General features: G+C 60.6%; 16 protein-coding genes and 1 pseudogene. 1 reads left to right on the top strand and 16 read right to left on the bottom strand.

Going from position 1 to position 17,053, the window contains the following annotated elements; genetic code table 11:
- Nucleotides 1-80: 80 nt before the first annotated feature.
- The 15 genes from ACH0BU_RS16840 to ACH0BU_RS16770 all read right to left on the bottom strand — a co-directional run bounded on the left by ACH0BU_RS16840 (nt 81) and on the right by ACH0BU_RS16770 (nt 15,050).
- Nucleotides 81-1,241: a toxic anion resistance protein gene (locus ACH0BU_RS16840; RefSeq protein ID WP_406889829.1), complete on the bottom strand. Its 1,161-nt coding sequence runs from the start codon at nt 1,239-1,241 to the stop codon at nt 81-83.
- Between the two features lie 129 nt (nt 1,242-1,370).
- Nucleotides 1,371-2,273, bottom strand: coding sequence for an HpcH/HpaI aldolase/citrate lyase family protein (locus ACH0BU_RS16835; RefSeq protein ID WP_406889831.1), 903 nt, complete (start codon nt 2,271-2,273; stop codon nt 1,371-1,373).
- Nucleotides 2,270-3,376: a cysteine protease StiP family protein gene (locus ACH0BU_RS16830; protein WP_406889832.1), complete on the bottom strand. Its 1,107-nt coding sequence runs from the start codon at nt 3,374-3,376 to the stop codon at nt 2,270-2,272. The genes ACH0BU_RS16835 and ACH0BU_RS16830 overlap by 4 nt, the downstream gene beginning before the upstream one ends.
- Complete coding sequence (locus ACH0BU_RS16825) at nt 3,370-4,089, bottom strand: HAD family hydrolase (protein ID WP_406889834.1); 720 nt, start codon at nt 4,087-4,089, stop codon at nt 3,370-3,372. The genes ACH0BU_RS16830 and ACH0BU_RS16825 overlap by 7 nt, the downstream gene beginning before the upstream one ends.
- A 7-nt stretch (nt 4,090-4,096) precedes the next feature.
- Nucleotides 4,097-5,317: a phosphoribosyltransferase domain-containing protein gene (locus ACH0BU_RS16820; RefSeq protein WP_406889836.1), complete on the bottom strand. Its 1,221-nt coding sequence runs from the start codon at nt 5,315-5,317 to the stop codon at nt 4,097-4,099.
- Between the two features lie 10 nt (nt 5,318-5,327).
- On the bottom strand, nt 5,328-6,392 hold the full coding sequence (locus tag ACH0BU_RS16815; RefSeq protein WP_500264366.1) for a DUF4236 domain-containing protein: 1,065 nt from the start codon (nt 6,390-6,392) through the stop codon (nt 5,328-5,330).
- Nucleotides 6,393-6,400: 8 nt separating this feature from the next.
- Nucleotides 6,401-7,528, bottom strand: a complete 1,128-nt coding sequence (locus ACH0BU_RS16810) for a S1C family serine protease (RefSeq protein ID WP_406889840.1) — start codon at nt 7,526-7,528, stop codon at nt 6,401-6,403.
- On the bottom strand, nt 7,525-8,532 hold the full coding sequence (locus ACH0BU_RS16805) for an ATP-grasp domain-containing protein (protein WP_406889842.1): 1,008 nt from the start codon (nt 8,530-8,532) through the stop codon (nt 7,525-7,527). Before ACH0BU_RS16805 ends, ACH0BU_RS16810 begins: the two co-directional genes overlap by 4 nt.
- Before the next feature lie 35 nt (nt 8,533-8,567).
- Nucleotides 8,568-9,857 (bottom strand): VWA domain-containing protein, encoded by a 1,290-nt coding sequence (locus tag ACH0BU_RS16800; RefSeq protein WP_406889872.1) that lies wholly within the window; start codon nt 9,855-9,857, stop codon nt 8,568-8,570.
- Between the two features lie 102 nt (nt 9,858-9,959).
- Nucleotides 9,960-10,541 carry a TerD family protein gene (locus tag ACH0BU_RS16795; RefSeq protein WP_406889844.1) on the bottom strand — a complete coding sequence of 194 codons (582 nt, stop codon included), beginning with the start codon at nt 10,539-10,541 and terminating at the stop codon, nt 9,960-9,962.
- Between the two features lie 68 nt (nt 10,542-10,609).
- The gene (locus ACH0BU_RS16790; RefSeq protein ID WP_406889846.1) at nt 10,610-11,188 is read right to left on the bottom strand and encodes a TerD family protein; all 579 of its coding nucleotides are present in this window, start codon (nt 11,186-11,188) and stop codon (nt 10,610-10,612) included.
- A 135-nt stretch (nt 11,189-11,323) separates the two neighbouring features.
- Complete coding sequence (locus tag ACH0BU_RS16785) at nt 11,324-12,424, bottom strand: DUF475 domain-containing protein (RefSeq protein ID WP_406889847.1); 1,101 nt, start codon at nt 12,422-12,424, stop codon at nt 11,324-11,326.
- Between the two features lie 107 nt (nt 12,425-12,531).
- Complete coding sequence (locus ACH0BU_RS16780) at nt 12,532-13,695, bottom strand: TerD family protein (protein ID WP_406889849.1); 1,164 nt, start codon at nt 13,693-13,695, stop codon at nt 12,532-12,534.
- A gap of 61 nt (nt 13,696-13,756) precedes the next feature.
- Nucleotides 13,757-14,338 (bottom strand): TerD family protein, encoded by a 582-nt coding sequence (locus ACH0BU_RS16775; protein WP_406889851.1) that lies wholly within the window; start codon nt 14,336-14,338, stop codon nt 13,757-13,759.
- 562 nt (nt 14,339-14,900) lie between these two features.
- Nucleotides 14,901-15,050 (bottom strand): hypothetical protein, encoded by a 150-nt coding sequence (locus ACH0BU_RS16770; protein ID WP_406889853.1) that lies wholly within the window; start codon nt 15,048-15,050, stop codon nt 14,901-14,903.
- A 38-nt stretch (nt 15,051-15,088) separates the two neighbouring features.
- On the opposite strand from ACH0BU_RS16770, the pseudogene ACH0BU_RS16765 reads away from it, so the two are divergent.
- Nucleotides 15,089-15,520: pseudogene (locus ACH0BU_RS16765) on the top strand (integrase core domain-containing protein); the annotation flags it as partial.
- 768 nt (nt 15,521-16,288) lie between these two features.
- On the opposite strand, the gene ACH0BU_RS16760 reads toward ACH0BU_RS16765, so the two are convergent.
- A complete protein-coding gene (locus tag ACH0BU_RS16760) occupies nt 16,289-16,942 on the bottom strand; it encodes a recombinase family protein (protein ID WP_406889855.1) in 654 nt (217 codons plus the stop codon).
- Between the last annotated feature and the right edge of the window lie 111 nt (nt 16,943-17,053).

The following is a 17,053-nucleotide window of genomic DNA, read 5'->3' as shown; positions in this document are numbered from 1 at the left end:
GACCACCGGGATGAGGGGTCCCTTTTCGACGCCGATCACCCCGCTACCGGGGTCCCTTTTCCACGCCGATCCACAGCGGATCACGTTGCACTCAACAGCGGACTAACTTCGCTCGACCGCGAGGCGCCCTGCGAACGGGCGATATAGGCTTCGGCCTTTTCGCTCTCGTTGGAGAGCGTGGTGACAGTCGCCTTCATGCTGTCGAGAGCCTTCAGCTTGAACTCATCGACAGCATCCATGGTGGCGTAGATGTTTGCGAAGGCGCGCTGGAGAACCTCGACCTGGATCGTTGCCGAGGCGGCCTGCTCATGAATGCGGCTGGTGTTGTCGCGCAGCAGGTTGCCGGTGGAGTCGATGATGTTCGCCCTCGTCGAGTTCAGGGATTCGATCTGCTGGAGAACGAGGCGTTGGTTCGTCAGGGCCTGCGCAACGGTGACAGCCGTGCGGAGTGCGCTGATCGTGGTCGTGCAGGCGCGATCGACGCCCTTGATGAGCTCAACGTTGTTCTTCTTGATCAGATCGAGCGCGAGATAGCCCTGAACCGTCACGGCCATCTGCGTGAGCAGATCGGTCTGTCGCTGACGAACATAGAACAGCGCGGTCTCGCGGATGGCTTTGGCCTTCGCAGGATCCGCGTGGTCGAGATCGTTGGCCTTGTCCCCAAGCTTGGTGTCGAGCGATTTGGCGATGACGATCATCTGCTCGAGCTTGCCCATCAACTCCCACATCTTGGCGCGCTCACTGTCGACCGCGATGTTATCCTGCAGCAGCTCGTCCTTGCCGCGGGTCAGGGCGCTCAAGATGCCCTGGATGTGTCCCTGCGCCGACGTGTAGCGGTCGAAGTAAGCCGTCAGTTTGTTGCCGATGGGAATGAGGCCGAGCAGCTTGCGCGGCTTGAGGAGATTCCCTTCACGGCTAGGATCGAGCCGCTCGACAACCTGGCGCAGCTCGACCAGGGAATTGCCGACGCCGCCGTCGATCGACTTGGTTGAGCGATCGAGGAAGCGGTTCGACTGTCCGGCGAGAGCGTTGATTTCCTTCTGACCGATGTTCGTCAGCTGGTTCACCTTTGCACCGAACTCGGGGCTCTGCGCATCTTGGACAAGCAGGTCGTTGACGAAGCCATCGACCTTCACCTCCAGCTGAGAGCGCACATCGTTCGCCACCGGTACGAGACCCGCTGCTTTCTCGACGAGGACAATTGCGACAGGATCCGGAGCAGTAAGGGTGAGATCGGTCATGTTCTGCTTTCGCGTCGGCCCCAGAGAGCATTGAGACAAAAGTCGCTAGAAAGCGCTAGTGGCTAAAGTCCAGAAGCCTCATCTCAGGGCTTCCAGATACGCCTCAAGCGCGCAGAGAAGGCCTTCCTTTTAGGCGACCATCACTGCCCGCAGATTGTCGTCCTGCCGCACGCCGAAGTGGTGAGCACGCTCGATGACTGTCCCCGCCCACCGGCGATGAGTTGCCGGCTCGCACATGCTGCCGCCGGAGGCGAACACCGCGCGGGCGTTGACGTCGAGGATGGAGCGCGCTTCGCACAGTTCTGCGGCCGACGGCTGGAAGCAGCCGTGGATGACCTCTACCTGGGACGGATGGATCGCAGTCTTCGTGAGAAGGCCGTGCTCGATATCCTGCTCAACTTCTTCACGGAGTAGGTCGAGCGAACTGTAATGCTCGAGCACCGGTGCTGAGACGGCAAAGCCGGCAGGAATGAACGTCGATACCAGATCGCGAATGACGTTGCCGAGCGGTCCGTCATACGCCGTTCGATACTTCGACCGACGAACGCCGAGCACGTTCAGGATGTCGTTGCCGCCGGTACGGATTGCCGTGACGCGATCGCTGAAAGGTTCGAGCTGGCGGCACAGTTGCTCAAGGGCGCGACGGTCGAAGGCTTCTGGACCTTCAATCGTAGGCATGAAGCAATGCTCATTCGTCGTCATGGGTGCGAGCCAGTGTGCGATGTTGCCCGTGTCGACCTTTGGCATGACGAAGCCGTTGATCGCATGGATGTTGGAGAGACCTAGCATCGAGTGCATCATCGAGATGTCACGTGGGCGCACATAGACGGTCAGCCGTTCCGGCAGATCGGCGATGATAGCGAGATTCTTGACAAAGGCGTCTATGCCATCGACCACCTGGTCTTCGCGAAGGGAGTCCTCCAGGCAGATGACAATCGAGCGCAGCGCGTGGTGTTTGCCACGAACGATGTCGATCAGGTTCGGACGAAGGACTGGGACGTAGAGCGTTGCCCCAAGAGCGATGGCGTTCATTCTTGATCGCCTCCAACTTTCTTGATGATGGTAACTGCTCGATAGGTGAACAGATCTCTCCGCTCGATCGGGACGCCAGACTGGTTCGCGATGTGAATCATGTGCTGGACCTCGGGGTCATTCAGATCGCTGAGGTAGAGCTTGTCGGGAACGCGCCGCAGGATAGCGCGGGTCGCCTCGGCGATGCCTGGCTTGATGCGATTAACGTCGCCGACGTCATCCTTGGCCATGAGCTCACGAAGCATGCGCTCACAAGATGCCTGCGCGGCCGCGGCGCTCACGGGAGTCCAGTCGGGAAGACGGTCCGAGAGCGTTGGGGCGCTTTCAATCGCATGGATGAATGCTGCACTGATGTCGGCGTGAGCGAATTCGCTCATGTACCGGCAGGCATGAAAGTCGCCTGGGCCGACCACGTCATCATTCAGAACAGATCGGCTGATGAGCCCGGAAGCGATGCCATTGAGCAGGCCGCTCGGGATGACATAATCTTCGGTAGTTGCTGCGAGGTGCGCGCGGCCGGCGGGATCTGCGATTACCGCTAGGAAGGCTTCGAAGCCGAGGTCGTTCTCGCGAAGAGAACCTAGCAACTGCTTCGTAATGGCCCCCTTGCCCGTCCAGCCGTCGACGAACAGGGTCGTCTCGACCCCGTGTCTCTCTTTGATGAAACGCAGGGCATTTTCATCGATGCCGCGGCCGCGGATGATGCTGACGGAGTAGTGGTGAGTGGTGATACCAATCCGTTCGAGTTCGCGCTTCAGGAGCACGCCGATCGGCGTGCCTGCGCGCGCCAGCGAGACAACCACGCATTCGCGGTTGGTCTGAGGACGTGTGGTAATGCGCGCGGCGAGATGGTGGATGTCCATCTTCAACCGCGAGGCGTTGCGCGCAAGGGCCTCCGCATAGAGCGCCATATAGCGCTCGTCCGGGACCTTCTCGGCCGACAGCATCTCGGAATAGTGCTTGGCGCCGGACTGGATCAGCAGCTCCTTCTCGTTGACCGGCGTCGGATCGATGTCGACGGGCTTCAGAAGGATCTGCACGTCGCTCGGATCATAGCTGCCGGAGAAACAGGTAGCCGTGGCTGGATGATCAGCGATCAGCACCAGTTGCTCTCCTTGATCACGCTCTTCCAAAGCTGCGAGTTGGTGGGCGTCATTGCGAAGTCGCAAAGGTCCATGAAGCCCACGTCCGAATGGCTGTCGCCGGCCCCGATGATGGGAACTTCGCCATCACGCTGGCGGACAATCGCGATCAGATAACGCACGGCATCGCGCTTGTTCAGCCAGCCGGGGAGGAATGCCAGGTTGTTGCCGTTTCGGTGAACGCGCCAGCCTTCCGGGATAGAGGCCTGGATTTGGTCGAGCGACGCGCCGTTCGCGACATTGTCCTTGATCACCACGTAGAGATCGAGGCCATTCTCGGATACGATCCAGTGGCGGAAGGTCTCGGCATCGAGGCCGGCGGTCATGCGGTGATAGACGTCCTGCACGCTTTCACCCACGGCGGCCGCCGTTTCGAGGATAGCGTGCCATTTCTTGTCGACCTGGCCGTCGGCAAGAATGATGCAGCCGCCGTTGGACGTGATAGCCGGCTCCTGCTTGATCTTGACGCGGCCAAGAACCTCACGGCTTCGGGCGGTGACCGGTACCACGACGCCATTGTTGAGCCACGCCATGAATTCGGCCTGCTTCGTGGTCGCGTAGCCGCTCTCTGAGCCGTCGGCGAGGAAGCTCATAGGGGTGAGCTCGCCATCGCCCGACGGGCACTTGCGACGGGTCTGGAACAGCGTGTCGTCGAGATCAGTCAGGATCAGCATGATTGGCTTATCTCTTTTCATATGTGCAAAGGACCAATTCGGCAGGAACATCGGTTCCAAGGTCTCTCACAGAGAGCACAGCTTCGTCGGCCTGGTGCCCAGGGATTTCGCAGGCGATTATGATCCTATCCGGTCCATGCTGCAGGATGTTGTAAAGGAAGCACGGGGCCCCCGATCCGTAAGCGTCGGTGAACCGCGAGACGGTCTTCATGGCATGGCCAAGCGTCGCGGGCGTGCGGGTGATGCTCTGGACGGCAGCGACGCCGCCCTGACGTTCGATCTCCTCAGCGATCAGCAGGGCCTCATACGAATGCTCGCCGTCGCCCAACACAAGGATACGTTCGCCTGACGACGCCGTGACTGGCAGGCGATTGGACGCTTCGGCGCAGCGCAAACCCGACCGGCTGCGCATTCCGGACGACGGCGCGGCGCCCGTCCCGTTTGAACCGGCAGCAAGCGGCGGGGCGGTGTTGGTGGCCCCGGGAGTCCACCTCATCGTGCCGGCGATGATGGAGTGGCCAGTGGATGGCAGTGGCATCCGTGAGAGATATGCGCCGCCGCTCCAGTCGGTGATGCAGCATGTCTCTACGCGCTCGAGATGCGGCATGGCGTCGCGCATGCCTTCAACGCCGGAGACGAAGGTGTTTCCGGTGCTGCATTCGTCATCGATGATCACGAGGGTGCGAGCATTGCGCGCAGTGGCGAGGACATCTTCATCCGTGATCTGGACCAGATGCGAGGTGGCGTGGCTGTGCCCCTCTTCGAAGCGGGCGATCGTCGTCGCGCCCTCAACGACCTGGCGGGAGGTCTGGAGATAGATCGAGAGGACATCGGGATGGCGCGCCTGGTAGGCAGCGAACACCCCCTGCCCCAGCGCTGTCGCTGTTTCAGCCATGCCGAGGAAGGCCACTGGCTGAGATAGGTCGTGGGGCAAGGAAGCTGCGAGCTGACCCATGGTTTGACGCATGTCGGCCGGGCGCGCGGGGAGATGCCGCCCAAGAACCTTGGAGACGATCAGGAAGCCACGCTTGGGGTTTGCGCGCGCAGCGAACTCGCACAATTCGGACAGGTCTGGGCCCGCCTCGACTTCGAGAGCCAAGGAGCCAGTGGGAAGCTCAACCTCGTGGGTGCGACGCGTCTCCTGTTCAGCAGGAGCGCGAATTGCGCTTGGCATTAGAGTTTTCTCCGTGAGCACCGCGTTACGGGCCAGAATGAGATCATTGGTCACGCAAATACCATCAGCTTAGGGGCGTTTGCACGAGCAGAACGCCGCGAGCATTTGCCTGTATTTTTGCACCGAAATGCCGGAGGAGGTTGTGGGGATCGATTGAAGCCATCTGGCTTCGATCGATCCCGTCCCAAGCACTTCGACTGACTTCTACGATTGCGACATACTCGTCATCGACATGTCCCGTGGCAGTATTGCGCTGGGTGTACGCCGAGACAGCAACCGATCGGATCGCATCGGACGTTGCCATGGCATGTCCGATCAACCTGACGATGATCGAACATACGTGATCAAAATAGAATCCTGCGACTTCCTTTTGAGACACTGGCTTCTCTTCAAGACTGAGCCGGGTCATCACTGCTTTCCAGCGGGTCGTTGGCATGTCTTCGATCTCAGGGAGATCAACGTCGAGGAGGAGGCGCCCCTTATGGAACGAGATTGCTATGTTGGTCTCCGCAGGCCACTGAAGATCGCCAAGCGTCTGGAGAAGACCGTCGGCGAGCTCGTCAGCGCCGACCTCACCGTTTGCGCGTGCGGCGTTCCAGGTCATCAGAGCCTCCATGAAGGCTTCTTGCGACGGATATTGCTCCCGCTTCGGCTTGCCCATGTCCGAAGAGCGCAGCGTCTGCGTGGTGACGGGAATGTCGTGATGAAGCCGGCGGAGGCTATCAATCACATCGTTGCGCGCGGTTTCGCGGTCTTTGAGGAAGGTCTGGATCTCGTCCTTCATCGCGGCCTTGGCTGTCGAGAGGAGCGACGCGTCCAGTGGACCGTTATCCTGATTGAAGAAGTGGACCGTATCATCGACCAGTCGAACGGTAACGGTCTCTGGCATGCATAGGGCCGAGCGGCCACGGCTCGCTCCAGAAGCGCTGGAGGACCCACCCGAGGGCTGATCCAGGCGCTCTCGCCAGCTGAGGCCGGTGCCTGGAACGCCAACATTCCCGTATACGCCGCGCTTGCCTAAACTTACCGAGGCGCCGCGTGGTCCGACGCTCAGGGATGCGCCGCCCTTGGAGAAATTGATCCTGACACCGGGGAGGATCTGGATGCGCTTGGAGAACCGAAAGCCCATGAGTGACCTCAAGCCAAGACGATGATGCTGACGACGGATTCACGAAGGCGATCGACAACTTCCCGGCGAGTCCCGCTTCCCAAGGGGCCGATCGACGGGAGGGGCTTGCCGGTGGCCGCGACCATCTCAAAGACGAGCGAGGCCCGGATGCCGAAGTTCACGTTCTCGGAGATGCTGCCGCGCTCGCGCATGTTCTCGTGGGCGAGCGACGCGGAGGTGATCCCTACCAGATTGCCGAAGTCGTCGATAACAGCGCCGCCGGACGAACCCGAGGCGATCGGTGCGGTGAACTGGAAGCGGGAGATGTCCCCGGCTTTGCCGCTCAGGCCAGACACGTTGCCGGTGGTAACTTTGAGATCAGCACCCAAGAGATCCATAAGCGGATAACCCGACGCCATGATGCTCTCGCCGAGCCAGATTGGCGTGGTCAAACGAATGGGTAGCGGTGTGCCGCCGACGTCGCCCTGCAGAAGAGCAAGGTCGTGATCTTCGTCGACAGCGATCAGCGTCAGCGGGTTGTGAGTTCGACCTAGTTGGAAGCTTCTGCCGGCTTCGACGACATGCGCGTTCGTCACGACCAGGTTGTGCCCGACAATGACACCGCTTCCGCTGGCCAGTGCTGAGCCAGGCGTGCCGCTCGGGCGCCGCGGACGGGAATTGTGGTCTCGCACCTCGTCGGGCTGCGACGAGGAAGATCGCCGCGGCAGCTGAAGGTGGCCAAGGTTACGTGCGCGCAGGTAGGCGTCGGCGCCGAAGGTGAAGCCTTCGTTGGACACCTTGAGGCGGAGCTTGCCGGATTTCGCATAGACCCCGGCGAGAATGACCGCTGCCAGGCTCTGCGCTGGTTTGGGTAGGGAATACCGCTGGCCGTTTATCTCGAGATCGAGCGGGTAGCATGGATTTACGAACCCGCCATCCCGATCGTCAGTGATGTAGGCCACCACCTCATAGTGCTCACCCGGATCGGCAAATGCGGGAAGATGCCATGCCCCTAGCGAATGCCGTGACAGCGGTGTGATGGCCCCATTTGCGGCGATTGCCGCGACAGCGATCCGAGTATCGTTGCCGGCGAAATGGAAGATGCCAGAAGCGCCCTCAGAAAGCTCGATCCGCTGCCCAGACTGGAAGCTGCTCATGCGGCAAGCTCACGTGTGCGCGGACGCACGCTCGTCTCGATCTCGACTTCGAGGTCAATATTCGGCTTGCTCACCATGTCCGGTGTCAGGCGGCCGGTGAGAAGGCCGCCCCACTCGGCGAGGAGGGCAGATCCGAACTGCTCTGCATAGACCGAGCCGCCGGCGGGCCGTGCGTTGATCTCGAGAACCTTCCAGCTGTCATCGCTGGCCTTCCGGAACTGGATATTCACCACACCATGGAGCTGGAAGCGAGAAACGAGGCTTTTTGCGTCGTTCTCCAGAGGATGGCTGGACTGAAGCCGCTGGCGCGTGCCGTTCTTGGTGCGCGCGATGTATTTCAGCGCCAATCCCTCATGGGAGAGGATATCGAAAGACACCTCTGGTCCTGGGAGGAAAGGCATGACGACCTGAGGTTCAATTTCAGCGGTGGCTTCCGCAGCCCGCAGGGCATCAAGATAGATATCCTGGCGGATGCGACGTGCATCGGGATCCATCAGGTGAGACAGAGGATTGGCTTTGGTGAGCGTCCAAAAGCCCTGACCATTCACGCCTTCTCGCGGCTTCACGCATGGATCGACGTTGTCATTCGTGGCGCGGAAGCGCTCGACGATGCGAGCGAGATCAGCAGCACTGTGGGCGGTGAAGGTCGCGAGATGACAGGGCTCGTTCTTCAGCGCCTCCGAAAAGAGGAACTTGTCCTCGAGGAGTTCGAGGGTGTCCAGATCCGCCGGGAGGTGAACACGGCACGGAAGGCCGCCGCCGGCGAATAGGTGCCGCCGGGCTGTCGGCACGAAGACGTCGATCTCGTGATCGATGATCTGCCGACAAGCCCAGGCGAGGTAATCCACTCCCTTCGCTTTTGGCTCAACCCAAGTCTGCGAAGGGCCTTCGTAGATCGGTTTCCCTTCGGCAGTGCTGACGATGACCTCGAGGGCCGGGTCGGCGGCCATCATGGCCCGGGCGATGGGAGCTAGCGAGAAACCGCGGTTGAACCAAATGCGCATGGTGTGCCTGTGCAGGAGGGAGTGCAGCGGGAGGATCAGCGCAGAATATTGTGTTGGCGCGCGTCCTTGAGCCACTGCGGAAATTCGAAGAGGATCCGCTCGTAGAGCTCGTCGTCGCTGATCTTCGTGAGGTCGTCGACGCTGAAGAAGCCTGCATTGTCGACCACGCGGCCGGGCAAGGTATCGAGCTTGCGCAGGATGCCATAGTTAGCCTTGCCGACTCCAACGAACTGCCAGAAAATTGGGCGATTCGAGGTGCGGGTCAGGATGTCGGCGATCTCGGCGGATCGGGTGATGCCACCATCGGTGACAAAGATGATAAGCAGTGGTTCGGTACGAACTGGGGGCTCTTGAGCGAGGATGGCGTTCATGACCAGAGGCTCATTGTTTCCGTAGCCGATGGACTTGCCGCCCCTGGTCCGAGCCCCTCCAAACATACCCTTCTCCCCAGTGGGTTGTGCGCCGATCTTGGCGCCCGGCGATGGGCAGGTGCGGGAGACAAAACCTTCAAGATTGGTGGCGGTAAGGTCCTCTACGCGTTTGCACTCGGATGCGTAGAACCAAGTCGGCATGACGCCGTCTTGGTCGAGACGAAGAGATACCGGAGCGAGACGCTCCACCGTCTCCTGCACGGTGCCATCGGCGTATAGCCCTGCCATAGATCCGCTGGCGTCGATGACGAACTTCACCTCGGCCATTTCGTGCTCGATGCCGAGCTTCTTGAGCGTCACGCCAACCTTTTGCTTTCGCAGGTCAATCTTGCTCAGCGACACCGGCGGGGGAGGCGGAGGCGGAGCAACGGGTGATGGCGCCGGCGGAGCTGCAGCGGTGGGCTCATCGGCCACTTCGCCACCAAGGTGCTTCACGAGATCGGCGAGGCCGCCGGAAAAGCCTTGCACGACAGCCCCAACACGCCACGTGCCATTATGCTGGTACAGATCCAGCAGCATCAGGGCCTTCTCGTCGCCAAGACCGGCGAGCGCGTTGATCTGTGCGGCGCCAGCGATCTGTACGGAAAGCGCACGAGCTGAGCGAAGCGGCATGTTGTCGTGAGTGGCGGTGATCGAGATGCGATCGATCGACTGCGGCAGTCGGTTGAGATCAACGATGATCGATGTGGAGTTGCCGCCCTTGCGGAAGGTGATCGCACCTTCTGGACTGCGCTCATTGCTGAATAGGATGGTGTAGCGGTCGTCAGCGATCTTACGATTGGCGTCGAGACCAAAGGCAACGATGTCGATGTCCGACGGCTCATGGGTGACGGCGATCTCGATCATCCGGCTGGTCGTCAGGCCAGATACGGCGCGCTTCTCGCCGGGGGTCATCGTCTTCAATGGCCTATTCCTATCGGTCAGAAACTGAAGAAGGCCGCCAAGCTTATTCGGCTCGGCGGCCCTCCTATCGTGGTGTTGTTATCGCCGGTCGGATCAGCCGATGTTGACGCCCATCGCGTTGGCGAGGCCGCCCAGGCCGCTCTGCCAGCCTTCGCCGATCGCCTTCACCTTGATCTCGCCGGTTGCCGAACGATACAGCTCGACGAACACCATGGCCGCGTTGGTGCTGGCGTCTTCCGACAGGTCGTAGCGAGCCAGTTCCTTGCCGTCGGCGTCGTTGACGACACGAGCATAGGCGTTCGACACCGAACCGAAGTTCTGGCCGCGCTCCTGGCCCTCGTGGATGGTCACCGCGATGACGACCTTCTTCACGGCCTGCGGCAGCTTCGAGAAGTCGATCGTGATCTTCTCGTCATCGCCGTCGCCTTCACCGGTGCGGTTGTCGCCGTGGTGGGTCACCGAACCGTCGGTCGAGAGTTTGTTGTTGTAGAAGATGAAGTGAGCGTCCGAGAGGACCTTCTCATTTTCGCCCAGCACGAAGGCTGCTGCGTCGAGGTCGAAGGCTTGACCATCGGTCTTGCGTACGTCCCAGCCGAGACCGACCGTGACGGAGGTGAGGCCGGGAGCCTCCTTGGAGAGCGAGACGTTGCCGCCCTTGGAAAGCGAAACTGCCATGTGAAACGATCTTTCGCGCTGGAATGAAGACGGTCGAAGAGGAACCTCCCCGACCGGTGCGGCAACGATCAACCGATGTTGACGCCGTAGTTCGAGGCGAGCGGGCCCAGGCCGCCCTTGAAGCCTTGGCCGACGGCGCGGAACTTCCAGTCGTTGCCGTGGCGATAGACTTCGCCCAGGATCATCGCAGTCTCGACCGAGGCGTCTTCCGATAGGTCATAGCGCACGACTTCCTTGCCGGTCTTCTCGTCGACCAGACGGATGAAGGCGTTCGAGACCTGGCCGAACGATTGGCCGTTCTTCTCGCCATCGTGAATGGTCACGACGACCGCGATCTTGTCGACGTCGGCCGGCACCTTCGAGAGCGTGATCTTGATCTGCTCGTCGTCGCCTTCGCCTTCACCGGTGCGGTTGTCGCCTTGGTGTTCGGCGGCCCCGCCGGCGACGATCTTGTTGTTGTAGAAGCAAAAGTCGGAATCGTTGCGGACCTTGCCCGAGGCGTTCAGCAGAAACGCCGAGGCGTCGAGGTCGAAGTCCTGACCGTCGGTAGCACGAACGTCCCAGCCCAGGCCGACCATGATGGCGTCGAGACCGGGTGCTTCCTTCGAGAGCGAGACATTGCCACCCTTGGAAAGCGAAATTGCCATTCGGTAGTCCTTTCATCTTTTACTTGGCGGGTGAGTGAAGCCGGTTGGTGCAATCCGCCGACAGCACGCCGGGAATGATGACCCTCGCCCTCATCGGGCGTTCCCCGGCAGCGACCCCGCCGCCGGGACTAAGGATCACTGGGTGCGGACGTTCGGCACGACGTTGCCTGTGGGCAGGATAGCCTCCGCACGACCGTCTTCCTCGTATTCGCCGGGGAAGAGCTTCTTGTGTCGGATGGAGGCCCAAAGCGCGACGCCAATGAAGGTCGCACCAATCAGACCGGTGATGACTTCCGGCGTATGGACGCGGATGCTCAGGAGCATGATCGTCGCAAGCGCGATGATGGCGTAGAAGGCGCCCGGCTCCAGGTAGCGGAATTCCGACAGGTGTCCGCCGCGAACCAGGGCGATCGTCATCGACCGGACGAACATGGCGCCGATGCCGAGGCCGAGCGCGATCAGAATAATGTTGTTGGTGATCGCGAATGCACCGATCACGCCGTCGAAGGAGAACGACGCGTCCAGAAACTCGAGGTAGACGAAGGCGCCGGCGCCCGAACGAACGATCTTGCCGGTGACCATGTCCTCTTCACCACCCATCATGTCGCCGAACTTCTGGACCGCCAGGTAGGTGAGGACGCCCGAGAGGCCGGCGATCAGGAATGTCTGCTGCTCGCTGCCACTGATTAGGAACGAAAGCGCGACGATGATGATCGAGGTCATGATGTATGGTGCAAACGGAATGCGACCGATGGCCATCAGCGGCTTCTCGATAGCGCCGATCCACATATGCTCGCGGTCAGCGTCGAAGAAGAAGTTGAGGCCGACCAGCATCAGGAAGGCGCCGCCGAAGCCCGAAATGCCGATGTGAGCACCGGTGACGATGTCTTCGTATAGCTTGTGGTCGGTGAGCGCGATGCGCGCCGCTTCCCATGGGCTAACGCCAGCTGCGACCGACACGATAGCGATCGGAAACACGATGCGCATGCCGAAGACGGCGATCAGAATGCCCCAGGTCAGGAAGCGCCGCTGCCACTTAGCATCCATGTTCTTGAGGATGGACGCGTTGACGACGGCATTGTCGAGGCTGAGCGAGGTCTCCATCACGCCGAGGATGGCGGCGATGAATACCATGCCGAGAGCTGCACCAAGCAGACCGGTTTCGGCATAACCGGCGAGGCCGGCGAGAATGAGACAGATGATCGTAAAGACGATCGATCCTGCGAAGTTTTTCATTGATCCCCCTCCGGATGGAGATCTGGTGCCGTGGCGACAGATCGAAATTGATGGAGGCCTGTAGGCCGCCGTTCGGTGTGGTGCCGAGGGCGGTCCAGAAAGGCCGGCTAGTCTTTTGTAGCGCCCACCCAGTTCAGGTAGATGCCGACTGCATCGGCAAACTCTTTCTGGCTCGGATAATATTTCATGTGACGCTGCATCTGCAGTTCACCATCAACATTATCGATGACTGCCACGCCACAGAGACGCTTGTTGCTGTGACCTTCGTTCATGCGAACTTCGATTTCGGGTTGTCCCGGGATGTTCATTTTGACGACCCCGTCAGTCTTCTGCCAGTTCGGCGCACCCTCATAAATGAGGGCGAACACGCCGATACGCTTGATGCGATCGAAGAACCGACCGTTGACCCGGATCGTCTCGCCGCCGGTAACAGCCCCGGTGCGGTCGTCGCCTGACAGTTCGATCCATGGCTCTTCGTGATAGCTGCCGAAGGTGCGCCCCAAGGCCTGCACGACGCCGCGGTAGCCATCGTCCAACTCAAAGAGGACGCCTAGGTCGAGATCAACCTTCTTCGATCCTCCGAAGAAGCCGCTGCTGCCGGAACCTTGGTTCCAATTGAGGTTGAGGATGATTTCGCCGAACGTCTCCCCGGTCTTTTTAAGGCTGACGACGGAGTTGTTCTTTTCGAGCGAGATCTTCTTCAGCGATACCGGCGCAGCCGGCGGAGGCGGAGGCGGCGGAGGCGGAGTTGGTGCAGGTGCCGCGGCGGGAGCGTCCGCCACTTCACCACCGAAGTGTGCAATCAGAGCAGCCAGGCCGCCGGCGAAGCCAGCTGCGATGGTGCCAATCTTCCATCCCGAGAAATGGCGATAGATCTCGATCATCATCACCGCCTTCTCGGTGGTGAGATGCTGGGAGACATCGAAGGTCGCCTGGTTACCGTTGATGCTGACGACCAGCGGGCGGGATTCAGCGATTGGACGCTTGTCATGAGTCGCCGTGAAAACGATGCGATCGATCGACGTCGGAAGCCGGTCCAGATCGAGCGTGAAGGTAGCTGTGTCTGAATAAGCCTGCAGCTGGATCGCGCCTTCCGGCGACGACGTGTTGGAGAACAGCACGACATAGCGATCATCACCGATCACCTTTGCGCTGTTCAGCCCGAAGGCGGCAATGTCGACGCCACCGAGGCCGAAGTCGACTTTCACTGCGCATTTTGTGCCAATGCCCAACTCAGACAGACCGCGCTTTTCACCGCGCTGAAGCTGCATCAAATCCCCCCTGTTATGAATGAATGGAGCCGGGATCAGTTGAGCCCCGGCTCCGTGCGCTTCAGATTGCGCTGGCAGCGACGTGCGCCAGATCCCGGACGGTACGCCCGCTGGTGCGCGTTCCCACCGCCTTGAAGTTCCATTCGCCGCCGGCGCGCGAGAGAACGCCAAGGATGAGACCGGTATGCGAACCGCTATCCGAGATGTCGAAGCGAGCGAGTTCGCTGTTGTTGGTGCCATCGACGACGCGGCCGTAAGCGTTTTCGACTTTGTCGAAAGTCTGGCCCTGGAAGCTGTTCACCGTCAGAACGATGTGCTCAACGTTGCCAGGCAGACGGTCGAGTGCGATCTCGATCGTCTCGTCATCACCGTCGCCCTCACCGGTGCGATTGTCGCCGCTATGACGTACGGAACCATCGACGCTTTGGAGCTGGCCAAACCAGACGGTGTCCACAACGCCCTGGCGAGCGTCGAACAAGATGGCCGAAGCGTCCAGATCGATGCTATCGGCGCCGCCGAGAACTCGACCGAAAAACCCCTTCGCCTTCGCTACGTCCCAGCCCACGCCCAGCAAAATCTTGGTGAGGGTTTTCTTGGCTTCCTTGGTCAAGCTGACGGACTGGCTCTTCGTGAGCGAAATCATGAGTGTGTAAGCCCCCCTTCTTTTATCGACTTATTATACGCAACGAACAAATTAGCGTACGTGTATCCGTGTGACGGCAGTCGGTTATATCCGGTTTCCGACTGACGGAAACAGCTTCCCAGTTAGACTCATTGCTCCATCCTTCGAACACTATCATCATTGTTTTTTTGATTAACATGCTTTATAGCTTAACTCACATTAAACAATCACAGGACAGCTTTTGGATAGTGTAGGGAAGTACGGAAAGTCACGAATGATGCTCAGTTCAAGGCGCATCGGTATCGCATCTCCGAGTTTATAACGTCGCCATCCCACCTTCCGCGTAATCAGCGCTGGATGTCAATCCTTGTTGGAGAAGCAGCAATCCGGAATTTACCCGGAGCCGCAGGCCTTCCCCCGGGACTTGAGCTAGCCACAGTCCTGTCCACTCCCTGCTGGCATGAGTGTGTGGTCAGCCAGCGAGATGCGCTCTTGTCCGGTGGCAGGAGCCGGATTGTAGCTGACGGAAAGATCGCATGACTGACCTGACGAATGAGCCCGGCCAACTTCCGCTGTTCCTGTTTCAACCATCGCCGTTGCACATGGCAGTCGCTGCGACCTCGCGGATCTGAGCTGCGCCGCTCTCCGCCTCGACCACGCGGCCGCGGTGCTGGCGCAAGCCAGTCGCCTCGAAGGAAGCGAGTTCATAGACAGCTTCGATCTCGTTGAGCATGGGTTGGCCGAGGCACTGTTGATCGACGGACCGCGTAGAAGTTCCTGGAACACCTACTGAGAGCGGTGCCCTACCGCATTCACACGATTCTCACAGACAACGGCATTCAGCTCGCCAAGCAGCCACGCAACCGGACCACCGCCTGGTCACGTCAGATGCGCTTCGACATGATCTGCGAGGCAAACGATATCGAACACCGGCTCACCAAGCCGCACCATCCGTGGACCAACGGTCAGGTTGAGCGCATGAACCGGATCATCAAGGAGGCGACCGTCAAACGCTTCCACTATGAAAGCAACGACCAGCTCCGGACGCACCTCGCCGACTTCATGGCCGCTTACAACTTTGCCCTCCGGCTCAAGACGCTGAGCGGCCTCACGCCTTAGGAATACATCGCCGAGATCTGGACGTCAGAGCCAGACCGGTTGATTGTCAATCCGATCCGCCAGATGCCGGGACTAAACAATTAGGGGCTGGGTACGCCTCTGCCGCTGATCCTGGTGGATGACATAAATCGACGCAAACCGCTGTCGCTGAGGCTTTGGAGGAGGATCAGCAAGTCGATCTTTGCGTCTCCAGGCAGCCGACGTTTCCACTTCCTCAATCTCAACATACGTGAGCTGGCGATCACGCATGCGGGCAGATGCGGCTTCCCTAGGACGCCAACTTTTCGGAACGGCTTGCAGCACAACGAGTGGCAGCTATCCGCGTCGGCTCACCCGAAAGCCGCCAGGCGGCTAAGTTTCGGATATCGGCGGTTCGCTTCATCGTGCAGTCCGATGACCGCGGGCAGCTTCCGAGAACGCACCGTTTCAAGCGGAATGACCGACTTTAGGGCGCAAAGCCGACCGGCTTGTTTGCGCGACACGAATGGCGGGTTTCGGTAGGAGCCGCCGCTCGCATCGACGACGCCGAATGTCTTGAGCTGGTCGGCACCTGCCGTCCCGACTAGGAAACTCCAACGGGATGTCCGGGCGGACACGGTGATCCAAGGGGCGACGAACGCTCCGCTTCCCAAAACCTGTTCCCAATTGCTCTTTCCCGAAACTGCCGGTCAAGCACGGAGAAACGGGACAACGGAACACCCTACGACGCGGCCCGTACACGCCGTACACGATCGTAACCAACACAGAGCCGGGATGGGCGAGGTATCGCGGTCCAAGTAGATGGCGTAGACTGCCGCATCGGTCACGGCATCAACAGCGAAGGTCTTCCTTTGCGTACACCGTCGGTTCGCTTCACGAAGTCGGCGGTATCGCGGCGGTCCTGGCGCGGTGAAGGGCGGTCACCCGCTTGACGTGGGCGATGCTGCATCCGGCTAGTTCCGCCGTCTTCGCGATGCTCATGCCCGCCTCGCGCAGGCCGACGATGCGGCGGTGATGGGCAAGGTCGGGCTTTCGGCCGGTGTACCGCCCAGCCCTCCTAGCGATCTCGATCCCCTCGCGCTGCCGCTCGCGCCGGGTCTCATAATCGTCGCGCGCCGTCTGCAGCGCGACGCGCAGCAGCATGTCCTGCACCGCTTCGAGCACAATGCGCGCCACGCCCACGCTGTCCGCCACTAAGTCACTGAGGTCGACGATCCCCGGTACCGCCAGCCGGGCTCCCCTGCCGCGGATCGTCCTCACTAGCAACTCGGCTTCCGGCAGCGGCAGGCGGCTGATGCGGTCTATCTTCTCGGCCACCACGACTTCGCCCGGCTGCAGATCCGCCACCATGCGCAGCAGCTCCGGCCGATCGGGCCGCGCACCCGACGCCTTCTCCCGGTACACCGCCGCGACGTAGAAGCCGGCCGCCCGCGCGCCAGCCACGATGTTCTCCTGCCGCGTCAGGTCCTGCTCGTCCGTACTCACACGAAGGTACACCCGCGCCGCCTTCACCTCGCTGCCTGCCATCTGCTCATCACTCCCGCTCGGCTTATTTGGGTACACCCATGTGAGCCACCACTGCGGCAACCGGCTCGGAATAGCAAACGCCGATCCTGTCGAGCCTAGCTCAGCAAGCCA

This window comes from Sphingomonas olei, assembly GCF_045369765.1.
Lineage (GTDB): Bacteria > Pseudomonadota > Alphaproteobacteria > Sphingomonadales > Sphingomonadaceae > Sphingomonas > Sphingomonas panaciterrae.
The sequence above is the reverse complement of the archived record's forward strand: the minus strand, read 5'-3'. Positions and strand labels throughout refer to the sequence as shown.